The organism is Indolivaga macrotermitis (genome assembly GCF_900128985.1).
Lineage (GTDB): Bacteria > Bacteroidota > Bacteroidia > Bacteroidales > Dysgonomonadaceae > Dysgonomonas_A > Dysgonomonas_A macrotermitis.
The window spans coordinates 79,690-95,479 of the sequence record NZ_FQUC01000005.1 but is presented as its reverse complement, the minus strand read 5'-3'; the positions used below and the strand labels follow the sequence as shown (position 1 = coordinate 95,479).

At 37.2% G+C, this 15,790-nt stretch carries 15 protein-coding genes; 10 read left to right on the top strand and 5 right to left on the bottom strand.

From position 1 onward, the window contains the following. Window positions 1-33: 33 nt before the first annotated feature. The 4 genes from dapF (at window position 34) to BUC12_RS08595 (ending at window position 5,311) form a co-directional block, all read left to right on the top strand. Entirely contained in the window at window positions 34-876 is an 843-nt protein-coding gene (gene dapF / locus BUC12_RS08610) for a diaminopimelate epimerase (protein WP_062182482.1), read from the top strand. Between the two features lie 53 nt (window positions 877-929). Beyond that, window positions 930-2,162 (top strand): LL-diaminopimelate aminotransferase, encoded by a 1,233-nt coding sequence (locus tag BUC12_RS08605; RefSeq protein ID WP_062182485.1) that lies wholly within the window; start codon window positions 930-932, stop codon window positions 2,160-2,162. Window positions 2,163-2,187: 25 nt separating this feature from the next. Then, on the top strand, window positions 2,188-4,371 hold the full coding sequence (locus BUC12_RS08600) for a glutamine synthetase III family protein (RefSeq protein ID WP_062182487.1): 2,184 nt from the start codon (window positions 2,188-2,190) through the stop codon (window positions 4,369-4,371). A gap of 103 nt (window positions 4,372-4,474) precedes the next feature. Further along, window positions 4,475-5,311, top strand: a complete 837-nt coding sequence (locus tag BUC12_RS08595; protein WP_062182490.1) for a DUF1444 family protein — start codon at window positions 4,475-4,477, stop codon at window positions 5,309-5,311. 55 nt (window positions 5,312-5,366) lie between these two features. Here BUC12_RS08595 and BUC12_RS08590 read toward each other — a convergent pair whose 3' ends face one another. The 5 genes from BUC12_RS08590 to tsaD form a co-directional block, all read right to left on the bottom strand. Then, window positions 5,367-6,077 (bottom strand): hypothetical protein, encoded by a 711-nt coding sequence (locus BUC12_RS08590; protein ID WP_062182493.1) that lies wholly within the window; start codon window positions 6,075-6,077, stop codon window positions 5,367-5,369. 99 nt (window positions 6,078-6,176) lie between these two features. Continuing rightward, window positions 6,177-6,896 carry a hypothetical protein gene (locus BUC12_RS08585; RefSeq protein WP_062182495.1) on the bottom strand — a complete coding sequence of 240 codons (720 nt, stop codon included), beginning with the start codon at window positions 6,894-6,896 and terminating at the stop codon, window positions 6,177-6,179. Window positions 6,897-7,011: 115 nt separating this feature from the next. Further along, window positions 7,012-8,241, bottom strand: coding sequence for a M48 family metallopeptidase (locus BUC12_RS08580; protein ID WP_062182498.1), 1,230 nt, complete (start codon window positions 8,239-8,241; stop codon window positions 7,012-7,014). Beyond that, window positions 8,238-8,915 (bottom strand): hypothetical protein, encoded by a 678-nt coding sequence (locus BUC12_RS08575; RefSeq protein ID WP_062182502.1) that lies wholly within the window; start codon window positions 8,913-8,915, stop codon window positions 8,238-8,240. Before BUC12_RS08575 ends, BUC12_RS08580 begins: the two co-directional genes overlap by 4 nt. Window positions 8,916-8,994: 79 nt before the next feature. Continuing rightward, entirely contained in the window at window positions 8,995-10,011 is a 1,017-nt protein-coding gene (gene tsaD / locus BUC12_RS08570; protein ID WP_062182505.1) for a tRNA (adenosine(37)-N6)-threonylcarbamoyltransferase complex transferase subunit TsaD, read from the bottom strand. Between the two features lie 239 nt (window positions 10,012-10,250). Between tsaD and gldB the strand changes: the two genes are divergently transcribed. The 6 genes from gldB to BUC12_RS08540 all read left to right on the top strand — a co-directional run bounded on the left by gldB (window position 10,251) and on the right by BUC12_RS08540 (window position 15,776). Next, window positions 10,251-11,273: a gliding motility lipoprotein GldB gene (gldB, locus tag BUC12_RS08565; RefSeq protein ID WP_139262037.1), complete on the top strand. Its 1,023-nt coding sequence runs from the start codon at window positions 10,251-10,253 to the stop codon at window positions 11,271-11,273. 82 nt (window positions 11,274-11,355) lie between these two features. Continuing rightward, window positions 11,356-12,879 (top strand): replicative DNA helicase, encoded by a 1,524-nt coding sequence (dnaB, locus tag BUC12_RS08560; RefSeq protein ID WP_062182511.1) that lies wholly within the window; start codon window positions 11,356-11,358, stop codon window positions 12,877-12,879. Window positions 12,880-13,008: 129 nt separating this feature from the next. After that, window positions 13,009-13,476 (top strand): arginine repressor, encoded by a 468-nt coding sequence (locus BUC12_RS08555; RefSeq protein ID WP_062182515.1) that lies wholly within the window; start codon window positions 13,009-13,011, stop codon window positions 13,474-13,476. Window positions 13,477-13,503: 27 nt separating this feature from the next. Then, a complete protein-coding gene (locus tag BUC12_RS08550; protein ID WP_062182518.1) occupies window positions 13,504-14,139 on the top strand; it encodes a GNAT family N-acetyltransferase in 636 nt (211 codons plus the stop codon). Further along, window positions 14,136-15,344 (top strand): argininosuccinate synthase, encoded by a 1,209-nt coding sequence (locus BUC12_RS08545; RefSeq protein WP_062182521.1) that lies wholly within the window; start codon window positions 14,136-14,138, stop codon window positions 15,342-15,344. Before BUC12_RS08550 ends, BUC12_RS08545 begins: the two co-directional genes overlap by 4 nt. Before the next feature lie 57 nt (window positions 15,345-15,401). Then, a complete protein-coding gene (locus BUC12_RS08540; protein ID WP_087880268.1) occupies window positions 15,402-15,776 on the top strand; it encodes a GxxExxY protein in 375 nt (124 codons plus the stop codon). Window positions 15,777-15,790 lie beyond the last annotated feature (14 nt).

Below are 15,790 nucleotides of genomic sequence, written 5' to 3'. Positions count from 1 at the left end.
AAAATAAACAAAAGCCAAAAACGTCCGTAGAAAATGAGAAATTTGAAGTTTACCAAGATGCAAGGAGCAGGTAACGATTATATATATGTCAATGGTTTTACAACTACTATAGAAAATCCTACACAATTGGCTATTGAATTAAGCAACCGTAATTTTGGAATAGGATCGGATGGATTGGTGCTGATACTGCCGTCTGATACTTGCGACTTCAGAATGCAGATGTTCAACTCTGACGGATCGGAAGCCGAAATGTGTGGAAATGCCAGCCGTTGTATAGGTAAATATGTTTATGATAATGGATTAACCGATAAAAAAGAAATTACCCTCGAAACCAAAGCCGGGGTTAAATATATTACTCTACTGGACGGAGATGCCAAGGCGCGAAGAATAACGGTAGATATGGGTGAGCCGATACTTGACCCGGTTCTTATCCCTGTAAATGTATCAGGTCAGCCTGTATTGAATTATCCTTTGGAAATAGATGGCAAAACATGGAAAATATCGTGTGTTTCGATGGGCAATCCTCATGCTGTAATTTTTACAGAAGGAATCAAAGATTTCGATTTGCCTGTTTTAGGACCTAAGTTCGAAAATAATCCTATTTTTCCCCGTAGAACCAATACCGAATTTATAGAAGTGGTAGATCGTAACACTTTAAATATGCGTGTTTGGGAACGTGGGGCAGGAGAGACCTTAGCTTGCGGAACCGGAGCCTGTGCAGCAGCAGTAGCTTCTATCCTAAATAATTATACAGATCGTAAGGTTGTTATCCATCTTTTAGGTGGAGATTTGGAAATTGAGTGGTGCGAGAGTAATAACCATGTTTATATGACCGGAGAGGCTGTGACAGTGTTTGAAGGTGAATTGATAAGATAAAATTATGCGTTGTGTTTACGTATAAATAGATAAAAATAGCAGATTAACATAAAATGGCTTTAGTAAACGACAATTATTTAAAACTTCCCGGGAGTTACTTATTCTCGGATATTGCACGCAAAGTAAATGAATTTAAAGCTGCCAATCCGGCTGCTAATATTATACGTTTAGGTATCGGAGATGTTACCAAACCACTACCAAAAGCTTGCATAGAAGCTATGCATAAGGCTGTAGATGAAATGGCTGACAGTACAACTTTCAGAGGATATGGCCCTGAACAGGGGTACGATTTTCTGGTAAATGCAATAGTCGAAAATGACTACAAGGCTTTAGGGCTGGATATTCAGACCGATGAAGTATTTGTCAGTGACGGATCCAAAAGTGATACCGGTAATATTGGCGACATATTAGGAACCGATAATGTGGTAGCGATAACCGATCCCGTATATCCTGTATATGTAGACACCAATGTTATGGCTGGTCGTTCGGGTGACTTGGGAACTGACGGAAAATGGAGTAAGATAGTATATCTTCCATGTACTGAAGAAAACAATTTTGTACCATCATTACCAACCTCTAAAGTAGATATTGTGTACTTGTGTTACCCTAATAATCCAACAGGCACTACTTTAACAAAAGATCAGTTGAAAGTTTGGGTTGATTATGCTCTGGCTAATAAAGTGTTGATACTTTTCGATTCGGCTTACGAAGCATTTATTACCGAAGACAATGTACCTCACAGTATTTATGAAATAGAAGGTGCTAAGAAAGTAGCGGTCGAATTCCGTAGTTTCTCTAAGACTGCCGGATTTACAGGAACCCGATGTGCCTATACAGTTATTCCGAAAGAATTGATTGCTTATACAAGTAAGGGTGAAGAAATTCAATTGAATAAATTATGGAATCGCCGTCACACAACTAAATTCAACGGAGTACCTTATATTATTCAGCGGGCTGCGGAAGCTTGTTATTCGCCGGAAGGGAAAAAACAGGTGAGGGAGACAATTGAATACTACCTGAATAATGCCAAAATTATTCGTGAAGGACTATCGGCTCAGGGATTAAAAGTATACGGAGGTGTTAACTCTCCTTATATCTGGGTGAAGACACCCAATGGCATGACATCGTGGGAGTTTTTCGACTATTTGCTTAATGAACTGAATATTGTAGGTACACCCGGTCTTGGTTTCGGACCGAGTGGCGAAGGATATTTGAGGTTAACGGCATTCGGGTCTCTCGAAAACACAAAAGAAGCAATCAGCAGATTAAAAAATATAAAATTATAATATCACACATCAAAAATCAGCTTTTATGTCTAAGTTACGTTTCAAAGCTGTTGCTGCCGCAGCAAACAGAAAACCTGTAGAGGTAGAAAAACCGAAAGGTAAGACGTCGGAATATTACGGAGTGAATGTTTTCAACCGTAGAGCCATGTCTAAATATTTGTCTAAAGAGACATTTAAAATCATGAGCAAGGTTATCGACAAAGGCGAACCAATCAACAGAGGTATTGCCGAACATGTCGCTGCCGGTATGCGTATGTGGGCTTTAGAAAATGGGGCGACCCATTATACACACTGGTTTCATCCATTGACTGATGGTACTGCCGAAAAACATGATGCTTTCGTCGAACATGATGGTCAGGGTGGTTTGATCGAAGAATTCAGCGGAAAGATTCTTGCACAACAAGAGCCTGATGCATCCAGCTTTCCTTCAGGAGGTTTGCGTAATACATTCGAAGCCCGCGGTTATTCGGCTTGGGATCCGACTTCGCCTGCATTTATAGTAGAAGATACGCTTTGTATCCCTACAATATTTATCTCATATACAGGTGAATCTCTTGACTACAAAACTCCGTTGTTGAAATCAATATCATCGGTTGGCAAAGCAAGTATCGATGTTTGCCATTACTTTCCCGGAAGTGAAGATGTAACTAAGGTCAATTCTAACTTAGGCTGGGAACAAGAATATTTTCTGGTTGATGAAGATTTATTCGCGGCCCGTCCCGACTTAATGTTGACCGGACGTACTCTAATGAGTCACGAAAGTGCTAAAAATCAACAATTAGAAGACCATTATTTCGGTTCTATTCCGCAACGTGTGATCAAGTTTATGGAAGAACTGGAGTATGAATCATATGCTTTAGGTATTCCGGTAAAAACCCGCCACAATGAAGTTGCTCCTAATCAGTTTGAGTTAGCTCCTATATATGAAGAATGTAATCTGGCTGTAGATCATAATTTACTGATCATGTCCCTGATGGAAAAGATTGCGCGCCGTCATTCGTTCCGTATTCTTCTTCATGAAAAACCATTTAAAGGAATTAACGGATCAGGAAAACACAATAATTGGTCTTTAACAACCGACACAGGAATCAATCTATTGTCTCCGGGTAAAGACACAGAAGAGAACCTTCGTTTTATCACATTTATTGTGAATATTCTGGCTGCAGTACATAAGAATAACGGATTATTAAAAGCATCTATTTCATCTGCGACCAATGCTCACCGTTTAGGTGCAAATGAGGCTCCTCCTGCTATTATTTCGGTATTCTTGGGTAGCCAGGTTAGCGATATCTTAGATAAATTCGAAAGCAGTACAGTAAAAGATGCCATCGTTGTAGACGATAAAAAAGGTTTAAGTCTGGGCGTAGGTCAAATTCCTGAGATCTTATTAGATAATACTGACCGTAACCGTACATCTCCTTTTGCTTTTACAGGTAACCGTTTCGAGTTCCGCGCTGTAGGATCTTCTGCTAACTGTGCTTCTGCCATGACTGCATTGAATGCTTCTGTTGCTGAGCAACTAAGACTATTCAAAGCTGAAGTAGATGCATTGATTAAAAAAGGTAAAGCGAAAGAAGAAGCTCTTTACGAAATATTGAAAAAATATATCAAAGAATCCCGCCCAATCCGGTTCAACGGTAATGGATATAGTGATGAGTGGAAGGCGGAAGCTGCCAAACGAGGTTTGGACTGCGAAACCAGTGTACCTGTAATATATGACAGCTATACATCTAAACAAAGTATCAAAACTTTCGCTGGCATCCTGTCAGAAGTAGAGTTACACGCCCGTAACGAAGTGAAATGGGAAACTTATACAAAGAAGATCCAGATAGAATCGCGTGTATTAGGAGACTTGGCATTAAATCATATAATTCCGGTTTCTATCACTTATCAGTCTATTCTTCTTGTAAATGTTGCGAAACTGAAAGATGTTTTCGAAGACTATAAGATAAAAGGAGCAGAACAGATTCGGTTGATAGATAAGATTTCATCTCACGTAAATGCTATTAATGCAAAAGTGCATGAAATGGTCGATGCCCGTAAGAAAGCTAACAACATAGAAAACGAACGTGAAAAAGCGATCGAATATCATGATGTAGTTGCTCCTTATCTGGATGAGATCCGTTATCATATCGACAAGCTGGAATTGATAGTTGATAATAACATGTGGCCTCTACCTAAATACAGAGAATTGTTGTTTATCAGATAAGATTGTATAAAACATTTTATAAATAGGTCTCCTGTAAAGATTTAATCACTTTACAGGAGATTTTTTTATTATATTTGCTTCATAAACAACACTAAAATCACAAATGAAACTTTTTTACTTATCACTTTATCTAATAAGTGTAAGCTTATTATTAGTGAACTGTTCAGACAAGTCGAAGTTAACTCCGTATGAGTTTACTGCTATTTATATGGATTCTTTAGAGCTTAAGGTTCCGGATCAGGACTTTACAATTTCCGAAGATTTGCTTATTACCTCCAAGGAAGATAGTATTCAGCATTTTTTGGATAATGCTTATACCGAATATCTGGGAAATCCAGGTGATATAGGTAACATTTTATCCCGTTATACATCTGCAGCCTCGGAGATACATAAATATGATAAGGAGACTATTAAAATTTCTAATATTGTTCCTGTTATTAAGCCTATCGCTTATATTGATGAATTAAAAAGATTAGTAAAAGGAAAAGATCTGCCAATCGTTTTCGAACCTTATAATGATAAGCTTATCATTGTTTTTGCACAAGATAACAATCATTCTATTGCATACCTTAATCCGGATGATTTTCAAAAGCTAAATATAGAAAAACCTAAACTTCTTGAAACAGCCATTGATAATCTGAAACGAAAACTCGAAGGTCTGGTAAATAAAGTGGGAGACGACGGTTTGTATGGAATTGCTGCAGGTGGTGATTATGAAGCTTCTTTGATCTTGTTTGACAATATATGGACAAAAGAGTTTTTTCCGGTTGATGGTAAATTTGTTATCGCTATTCCTAACAGGGATTTATTATTGATAGCAGGTAGTAATGATACGGAAGGTGTGGAAAAAATCAGGCAATTAGCCAAACAGTATAATGCGGAGGGTAATTATCCGATTTGTCCGGACTTATTTACATGGGATGGAGAAAAGTTTAAATAAAAAAAGAGCTGCTTTTTTAGCAGCTCTTTTTCTTTATCCCAAATAGCATATATAATTAGAATTCAACTCCGACTTTTAAAGATAATGCTCCCAGATTCTTTTTTTCTATTGAGGAACTCCAGCTTCCCCAATACATAACATCTGTACTTTGCCATGTATATCCAACGCTAATATTTACAATATTACCATTATTTAAAGAGAAGTTAGTCCCAATGGAAGGATTCAGATAAAAACCTTTCACGCTACTTCCTGTAGTATAACCAATTTTTAAATCAAGGAATGGTGATACAATTTGCATTCCATCCGTTAAATATACTCTAGGATTTATGAAAATAGGATACGCCCAAGCCGAATTCATCCCATCACCTTGTGTATAGTAATTTACGGCTACTCCAGCTCCTATATAAAAGTTTGAATTGAAAGCATAGCCTTGGCTAATACTTATCTCCACCCTGTCTGTTTTTTTTATATCACTTATGCCAAAGCTGTATCCTATATCAATAAGACCTCTATAACCATTTGTTCTACTATTTCTGTTAATGTATGACTTTACTTTTTGTCTTGTTATTTTAGAAATTTCATCAAATCTAAATATCATTATATCATCACTGAATGTTACTATTTTCACACTCTCATCAGGTATCTGTTCGATAATTGTACCTTTAATTACTCCTCCATTTTTAAGATAAATCGTTTCTGTATAATATTGAGCTGTAAGTGTTAAACTGAAAAACAGGAGTAATATAGAAAAGATTGCTTTTTTCATTATTAGAATTGTTACTTGAATTCAGAAATATTTGTTTTGAGCCAATTTTTGTATTTTATAAAAAAGAGCTGCAAATATTGCAGCTCTTTTTTGTTTATTTTAAAATTCGAATCCGAGTTTTAGAGTAATACCTCCAAGGTTTATTTTATCCGAATAATTGTAATAAGATCCGCCATAATAAAAATCGTAATCATAATTCACATTCTGTAAAGTATATCCGGCACTGAAATTAATGGCATTTCGGTCTGATAAAGCAAAACGAACCCCTAATGATGGTGATAGATAAAATCCTTTTACTAAATCTCCGAAAGTATATCCGATCTTGACATCAACAAAAGGAGTGATTGGACCATCTAACAAATTAGCCCTTGGATTTGCAAATAGAGGAAAAGACCATTCATCAGCACCTTCTTCACAAAAATAATTTACCCCGGAACCGATACCCAGATAAATATAAGGATTGATCTGGTATCCATGAGATGTTGTAAAATCAATGCGTCCGGCATATCTGCCATCACCTATACCTATTGTATAGCCCAGATCTACAAATCCTTTGTATCCGCTACTTATAGTGGTCGATTTACTATTCCAGTTATGTCTGGATGGAACTTCTTTCGTAATTTTCGAGATCTCCTCAAATCTAAAGACAAATACGTTTTGGTCTTTAGTCATGATCTTTACACTTTCGTCAGGTATTTGTTCTATTATTACACCCTTTATTACGCCACCATTCTTTAGGTATATTGTTTCAGTATAACTCTGAGCGATTGCAGTAATACAAAATAGAAGGAGTATAAAACTGGTAATAAATTTCTTCATAAGGTTAAGTGTGTTTATTTGTTAATAATATTGTTCTATACAAATATATAATTTATTTATGTCATAAGAAATATAAAAAGTCCGCCACTAACAGAAATCACTTATAATCTGAATATTATTTATTCAGATTTTTTATTCTGAGAATTCTTTGCAGCAGTGTAGGATGTGAGTAATAAAAAAAGACATTAAGAGGGTCCGGATTGAGATTACTCAGGGATTTAACCGATAGTTTTTTTAAGCCCTCGATCAACGAATTTCCCAGACCGAAACTGGTGGCAAAAGCATCTGCTTCATACTCATTCTTGCGGCTAAGCAAATTCATCAAAGTTCCCGTGACTAATGAGAATGGCGCTAATAGCAACACAAAAGCCATGATTCCAATATGGAATGATGGAATCTCGCTACCCATCGCTGTTGCTACAGCAGGACTATCCAGAAAGAAAGATAACAGGAATAAGAGTAATCCCGTCTGAAATATCGAGATAATAAGTTGTTGAACAGTATGTTTCTTCTTATAATGTCCTATTTCGTGAGCCAGAACGGCTACTATTTCGTCAGCCGATAAATCATTTATCAAAGTATCATAAAGAACTATCCGCTTCTTATTACCTAATCCTGTAAAATAAGCATTGGCTTTTGTTGTCCTTTTCGATGCATCCATTACATAAATATCGCTTAGTTCGAATCCCGCTTTCTCTGAAAATGCTTTGATAGCTGAACGTAGTTCTCCTTCTTCCAAGGGTGTTTGCTTATTAAAGATCGGTACTATGAGGTTTGAATAGGATAGTGTTATAAATAACGAAAAGACAGTCATTATTCCCCATGCTAATAACCATGCCGAATTACCGAGATTATCATATACCCAGACTAATAGGGATACAATAATTCCGCCTAAAACAATGCTAAGAATCAGTCCTTTTATCCAATCAGCCCAAAACATTCTCCGCGTTGATTTATTAAAACCATATTTTGCTTCTATAACAAAAGTGTCATAATAGGAAAAGGGTAGGGATAATATCTGGCTTGCAGCAAGAATAAAGCCGAAAAAAGTCAGGGTTATCATTAACGGATTGCTTATGTATGACCGTATTGTAGAGTCAATCCAGCCAAAGCCATACGTAACAAGGGTTAAAAGTAATAGTGCAAAAAGAGTTGTTCCGGATATTAATCCCAGACGGCTGTTTTCTTTTTGATAAGATTGTTGTTTTAGATACTTCTCCTGATCATATATTCCTTGTAACTCGGAAGGAATATCCGGACTCATTTTTTTACGATTCCGGTACGCCAGATATTGAGTCCAGCAAAAATCAAGAATAGCTATAAATATTAATAAATAATATATCATCCGTTTCGTTTTATGGAGAACATATATCCGGTATAAATAGCAAGTATATAAAAGAATACGTCTATAAAATCAAAAGATTCTATTGCAATATACATGGCTGTATCGAAATCTAATCCAGTTATTGCGTCAAAGTACGAATAATTTTCGTATTCGTTGGCAATGAAGCAGGTATAACTAATAACATTACCCCAGAAGCAAGTTAATACAGCAAATATTGCTCCCAGAATTCCGTATATGGGAGAACTGCCTTTTCCGATTTTTTGGATGGCATAGCCTACAGCGAATCCAACACCGATAGCCATATATGTTATCTGATATTTTAGAGAAACCGTAATTGCAGCCCATATAAAGACACAGACAATGGATGCTATGAATCCTCCAAGTAATGCTAATGGAAAATTAGACTTACCAAGTTCAGTATTAAATGAACTTCCGTTACCCGTTATCATCTGCATAGCAGTTGCGTTATCTACTATCGTATTTTCAGTCGTTGCGATAGTAGCCGGTTCGGTAACCGGGACTAATGACCGTCGCTCGATTACAGGATCTAAGGAGGGTATCTCAGTGGGGTTTTCCGGACTCAGGGACTCTGTCTCCGAATTGTTATACGCATTATTGAAGTCTTTCTCATAATCGAAATCTTCAATATGCGAAGAGTTATCTTCGTGTCTCATATTCAAAAAGTGTTGTTTTATTGTAGTTTATCCTTTGTTTGTTTTTCAAACGAAGGTTTTTTAGTTGATCTTTTTGTCCTTAAACGGTTACCCGGGCAAAAGGTGCGGCATCCATTTCACAGAATTCGTTATCCTGATACTTGTAGTATCCGCTAATAGCTACCATTGCTGCATTATCCGTTGTGTAACCAAATTTGGGTATATGTATTTTCCATCCATACTTTTTCGAATGGTCTTCAAAAGCATCCCTTAATCCCGAATTCGCTGAAACACCTCCGGCTACGGCGACTTCCTTGATATTTAAATCTTTTGCCGCTTTCCTTAATTTATCCATAAGAATATCTATGATTGTCTTTTGTAATGACGCACATAAGTCTTCTTTATTTTTTTCTATGAAGCCTGGATCATTTTTTAATTCGTCCCTTAGAAAATAGAGAAAAGACGTTTTCAATCCGCTAAAGCTATAATCATATCCTGCAATATGAGGTTTGTTAAACTTAAAACGGTCAGGATTTCCCTGATTTGCCAGCTTGTTGACAATTGGTCCGCCGGGATACCCCAATCCCATCACTTTTGCACATTTATCGAAAGCTTCACCGGCAGCATCGTCTATAGTTTGTCCGATAATCTCCATTTCTTTATGAGACTTTACAACTATGATCTGCGAATTGCCACCCGATACGAGTAAACATAAAAAAGGAAATGATGGTTGATTAGTATCTTCCTTATCTTCTTTTATAAAATGAGCTAATACATGCGCCTGTAAATGGTTTATATCCATCATGGGTATATCTAAAGCAGCAGCAAGTCCTTTAGCAAAAGATGTTCCTACAAGAAGAGACCCCATCAGGCCGGGACCTCTGGTGAATGCGATGGCTGTAATTTCGTCTTTCGTTACTCCGGCTTTTTTCAGAGCTTCATCTACTACCGGTATAATGTTTTGTTGATGTGCCCGTGAAGCCAGTTCGGGAACAACGCCCCCGTAACTTTCATGGACTTTCTGGCTCGAAATAATATTAGAAAGAAGTACTTCATCCCTGATAACAGCAGCAGCTGTATCGTCGCATGAAGACTCTATTCCCAGTATAGTTATCATATAATGTTAAGTAAAACTTGAATATAGCCTTTTGAAGGTAAAGCTAAAACAACCTGTAATGTCTTAAAAACTATACAAATATAATTTATTTTTTTTCTCCGTCAAAGCTGTCTTTTCAGGTTAACAGTAATGAAAAATGTGCAGATGAGAAATAATCAATACCGAAAGGGTTATCCATCAGAAAAAATTAAGTATTTTTATCTCAGGTTATTCTTATGTACTTTTATACTAAAAAAAATATGAAATATGTCGCAAGTTTTATCTTCTTTTTCGTCTCAGTATCATCATTTTGTAGTTGCACCGGTCACACTGAAAAGACCAATAATAGTGCATATGTACAAGATCAGGGCTCATTGATTACTGTTGAACGATTTGATATCGATTTTCACTCTTATCTGATCGATCCTACCACGGAAAAAGAGATATCTCTGAAAGAGAAATACCCCCAGTTTTTAAAAGCCTTTGGTACTGTCACCGTTGATAATAAAGATGTTGATGTAGATAGTCCTGAATGTTTTGCACGATTACGGGAGTATTTTTCGAATAAGATCTTATCCAAGATATATACTGATGCCTTATCGCAATTTGCGGACATGACAATTTACCAACAACAGCTGACCGAAGCTGCCAGTCGGGCAAATACCTTGTTAAAAGGAAAACAATTGCCTACATTCGGTGTACATGTCTCAGGTTTTAAAGCAAATACAATAGTACTGGACAACTATATATCTATATCAACTGATAAGTATTTAGGGAAAGATTATCCTGCGTATCAGGAATTTTTCGAAGAATACCAACGCATACAGATGCAACCTGAATACATTGTCCGGGATTATTTGAAAGCATGGTTATTGACAGAGCAGCCCAAGTCTAATAAACGAAAAGACCTTGTATCTGAGATGTTGTATGAAGGGAAAATATTATATGCTCTGCAACAATTATTACCAGATTGGAGCGAAGCTGATATCTTAGGATATACTGCTGACCAAATAAAGTGGTGCGATGATAACTCTAAAAATATATGGAAAAAGACTGTAGATCAGAATAATCTGTTCAGCACCGATTTCCTTACTATTCAAAAGTATATGGATGAAGCTCCTTATACAGCTTCTATTTCGGCTGACTCACCGGGTAGGATAGGTGCTTGGCTTGGTTTGCAGATAATTAAGAATTATGCAAAAAATACTGGAGATGATTTAAGCTCAATATTAGCTTTGGATAATAACCAGAATATCCTGAATAAAGCAAAATATAATCCATAAGTAGGTGTTCATTACTTGTCAATAACTTTACTTTTAATACTTGTTTATTTGAAGTATCTTTGAGATGCAAAATCCAAGAAAGATGGAAAACAAAAAGACGCAACGCTATAATACTAAGGGGCGGGGCAAGGAAAACAATCAGGCGTTATCAGAAATAGGGCGTATTCAGCCACAAGCAAGAGAGTTAGAAGAAGCTGTTTTAGGAGCTCTGATGCTTGAAAAAGATGCTTATTCGCAGGTCAGCGATATACTAAAGGCTGATAGTTTTTATGATGACATTCATCAAATAGTGTATCGGGCTATTGTTAGCCTCGCATCCAAGCAAGCACCTGTGGATATGCTTACAGTTGTGGAAGAACTTCGTAAGACAGGAGAACTGGAGGCAGTCGGAGGCCCTGTATATATTGCCCAGTTAACCGAAAAAGTGGCTTCAGCTGCCCATATCGAATTCCATGCCCGTATCATTGCTCAAAAATATTTAGCAAGGGAACTGATAGGATTCTCTTCCGATATCACCAATAAAGCTTTTGATGAAACATCGGATGTTGACGATCTGATGCAAGAAGCCGAAAGTAAACTTTTTGAAATATCTCAAGGGAACGTAAAGAAAGACGTAACCCAAATCAATCCGGTTATTAAAGAAGCATTGAATCTGCTAGAGATTGCAGCAAACCGTCCTGAGGGGTTAAGTGGTTTACAAACAGGTTTTGCTAATCTTGATAAAATTACTTCGGGATGGCAAAACTCCGATCTTGTGATTATTGCTGCCCGTCCTGCGATGGGAAAAACAGCATTTGTACTTTCTATGGCCAAAAATATGGCTGTAACATATAATTATCCGGTAGCATTATTCTCTTTGGAGATGTCCAACGTACAGTTGGTAAATCGTCTGATTGTGAATACCTGTGAAATACCAGGTGAAAAAATCAAGAATGGACAATTGGCACCTTATGAGTGGGAACAGCTCGACTTTAAGATAAAAGAACTCTATGATGCACCTTTGTTTATAGACGATACACCCAGTTTGTCGGTATTCGAATTGAGAACAAAGGCCCGCCGTCTGGCTCGTGAGCATGGCATCAAGATGATTATTATCGACTACCTTCAGCTGATGAATGCCAGTGGTATGAATTATGGTAGCCGTGAGCAAGAGGTAAGTATGATCTCGCGTTCGTTGAAAGGATTAGCCAAAGAGTTGAATATCCCGATTATAGCTTTATCGCAGTTGAATCGTGGTGTCGAAGGCCGTACAGGAGCGGAAGGTAAGCGTCCGCAGTTATCAGACCTTCGTGAATCGGGTGCGATTGAACAGGATGCCGATATGGTATGTTTTATTCACCGTCCTGAATATTATAAGATACTGGAAGATGAGAAAGGAAATTCACTCGTTGGTCTTGCCGAGATTATCATCGCTAAACACCGTAACGGTGCTACAGCTGATGTGCTTTTACGTTTCAAAAGTGAGTTTGCCCGTTTCCAGAATATTGAGGATGAATATAATAATGCAAGTGCTCAGTTCGGGTCACGGATGAATTCATCTCCATCACCGGTTGAAACTGCTAATAATTTTCCACCTATCGGAGGTAATGATATAGTGCCTTTCTGACGATAAATCTTATTTATACAAGATATCACGGATACATATTATTTATGTGTCCGTTTTTTTATTCAAAAAAATCGTTTACATGTATTTTTATGTATAAATTTGCAGTATATTTGTATAAATATTCAATTAATGAGCAAAAAAAGCAGACATAAAATAATTAAAGACATTATTCTTTCTACAGATATAACGAGTCAGGATATGTTACTTAATATACTAACAGATAAAGGTTTTGATGTAACCCAGGCAACCCTTTCACGTGACATTAAAGAGATGAAGGTTGTAAAAGCACCCACTTCTAAAGGTGGATATGCTTATCAGCTATCAGAAACATTCAATACCGGCTTGCCTGTAATTGAAGAAAACACATCTTTGTCGGCATATGGCTTTGTTAATATTGAATTTTCAGGACAATTAGCTGTTATTAAGACCCGTCCCGGCTATGCAATGGCAATCGCCGGAGAGATAGATAATAAAGCCGCCCGTACTATATTAGGAACGGTTGCAGGAGATGATACTATTTTATTAATTCCAAGAGAAAATGTAAACAGAGAAGATGTGGTGGCATCGTTATCTGTAATTATACCAAACATTCAATGATCAACAATATTTTATCAATCGATAAAAATGGAAACAGAACAAAAAATAGGGGTTGACGTAGATATTACTATCAACATTGCCAATGACGAACATGTAGGGTATGTTCAGACTATATTAGATACCATCGAAGCCGCGGCCAAAGTGCGTGGCACAGGTATTGCCAAAAGATCTCCCGAATATGTGGAACTTAAAATTAAGGAAGGTAAAGCTATAATAGCTCTTGCCGGAAAGGAGTTTGCCGGTTTCTGTTATATCGAGACCTGGGGGAATAAGCAATTTGTTGCTAACTCGGGGTTAATTGTTGTTGATAAATTCAGAGGTCACGGATTAGCTAAAAAAATAAAGCAAATGGCTTTTGCTTTGTGTCGTGCCCGTTATCCTGAGGCTAAGGTTTTTGGGTTGACATCAGGGGCTGCTGTAATGAAGATTAATACCGAATTGGGATATGTACCTGTTACATTTGCCCAATTAACAGACGATGAAGCCTTCTGGCGTGGTTGTCAGGGATGTAAGAATCATGATGTACTTGAACGTACCGACCGTAAATACTGTATCTGTACAGCTATGCTTTACGATCCGGCTACACACAAAGACAAGCCTGTGATTAAAGACCTTGTAAAACAAATCAGAAAAGAAGAAAAAATAAATAATAAGCAAAAATGAAAAAGAAAGTTGTTTTAGCATTTAGCGGAGGTTTGGATACATCATTTTGTGCCAAGTATTTATCGGAAGAAAAAGGGTATGATGTTTATACCGCAATAGCCAACACCGGAGGTTTTTCGCCTGCCGAATTGAAAACGATAGAAGAAAAAGCCTACAAGCTGGGTGCTGTTAAACATGCAACACTAGATGTTACTCAGGAATATTACGATAAGAGTATCAAGTATATGATTTTCGGTAATGTGATGCGTAACGGAACATATCCTATTTCGGTAAGCTCGGAGCGTATATTTCAAGCTTTAGCTATTATTAATTATGCAAAGGAGATAGGTGCTGATGCTGTTGCACATGGAAGTACCGGAGCTGGAAACGATCAGGTGCGTTTCGACTTGACATTCGGGGTATTAGCTCCCGAAATAGAAATCATTACTCCAACCCGTGACATGATTCTGACTCGTGAATACGAAATTGATTATTTGAAAAAACACGGATATGAAGCCGACTTTACCAAGATGGAATATTCTATCAACAAAGGTCTTTGGGGAACGAGTATAGGTGGTAAGGAAACATTAAAATCGAATCAGACTTTACCTGAAGAGGCATATCCTTCGCAATTGGAGAAAAAAGGTTCGGAAACTCTGGTTATTGACTTCGTTAACGGAGAAATTGACGGCATTAACGGCATTAAATACGCCAGTAAAGTAGATGCTATAAATAAGGTGGAAGAATTAGCTTCGGCTTATGCCATCGGTCGCGATATGCACATCGGTGATACTATTATAGGTATCAAAGGACGTGTCGGTTTTGAAGCTGCTGCCCCTCTTGTGATCATCAATGCACATAAGATGCTCGAAAAGCATACTTTATCTAAATGGCAACAATACTGGAAAGACCAGGTTGGGAATTGGTATGGAATGTTTTTACACGAAGCCCAGTATCTTGAGCCTGTGATGCGCGATATAGAAGCTATGCTCGAAAGCTCGCAACGCAATGTTACAGGGCGTGTAATTGTTGAGTTAAAGCCTTATCATTATACATTGGTTGGCGTAGAAAGTGATTTCGACCTGATGAAAGCTGATTTCGGCGAGTATGGTGAAGTAAACAAAGCTTGGTCTTCGGATGATGCGAAAGGATTTACGAAAATCTATTCTATTCCGAATAAAATATATCATGCTGTTCAGAAAAAGAATGGTAAAGAGACAGAATAAAATCGATAGAAATAATTAAACACGGAGTTTCACGGAGTTATTTTCACAGAGTAGGATATGATTTTAGAGAGGGAGTTGAGTAATAAGGTATTGAGATGTGCATATACTGTTCATTCAGAGTTGGGTCCCGGGTTATTGGAGAAAACTTACGAAGAATGTTTGTTTTATGAACTCAAAAAGGTCGGTTTATTTGTGGAAAAACAGAAAGATCAGTCTCTATTATATAAAGACATCCTAATAGATGTTGGATATAAAATGGATTTATTAGTGGAGAATAAAATTATTCTTGAACTGAAATCGGTGGAGAGTTTAACCAATGTTCATACAGCGCAGTTGCTGACATATCTGAAACTATCGCACTGTAAAATCGGATACTTAATAAATTTTAATGTTGTTTCACTCAAAGAAGGCATAAAACGTTACGTTTTGTAGACTCTGTGAAAATA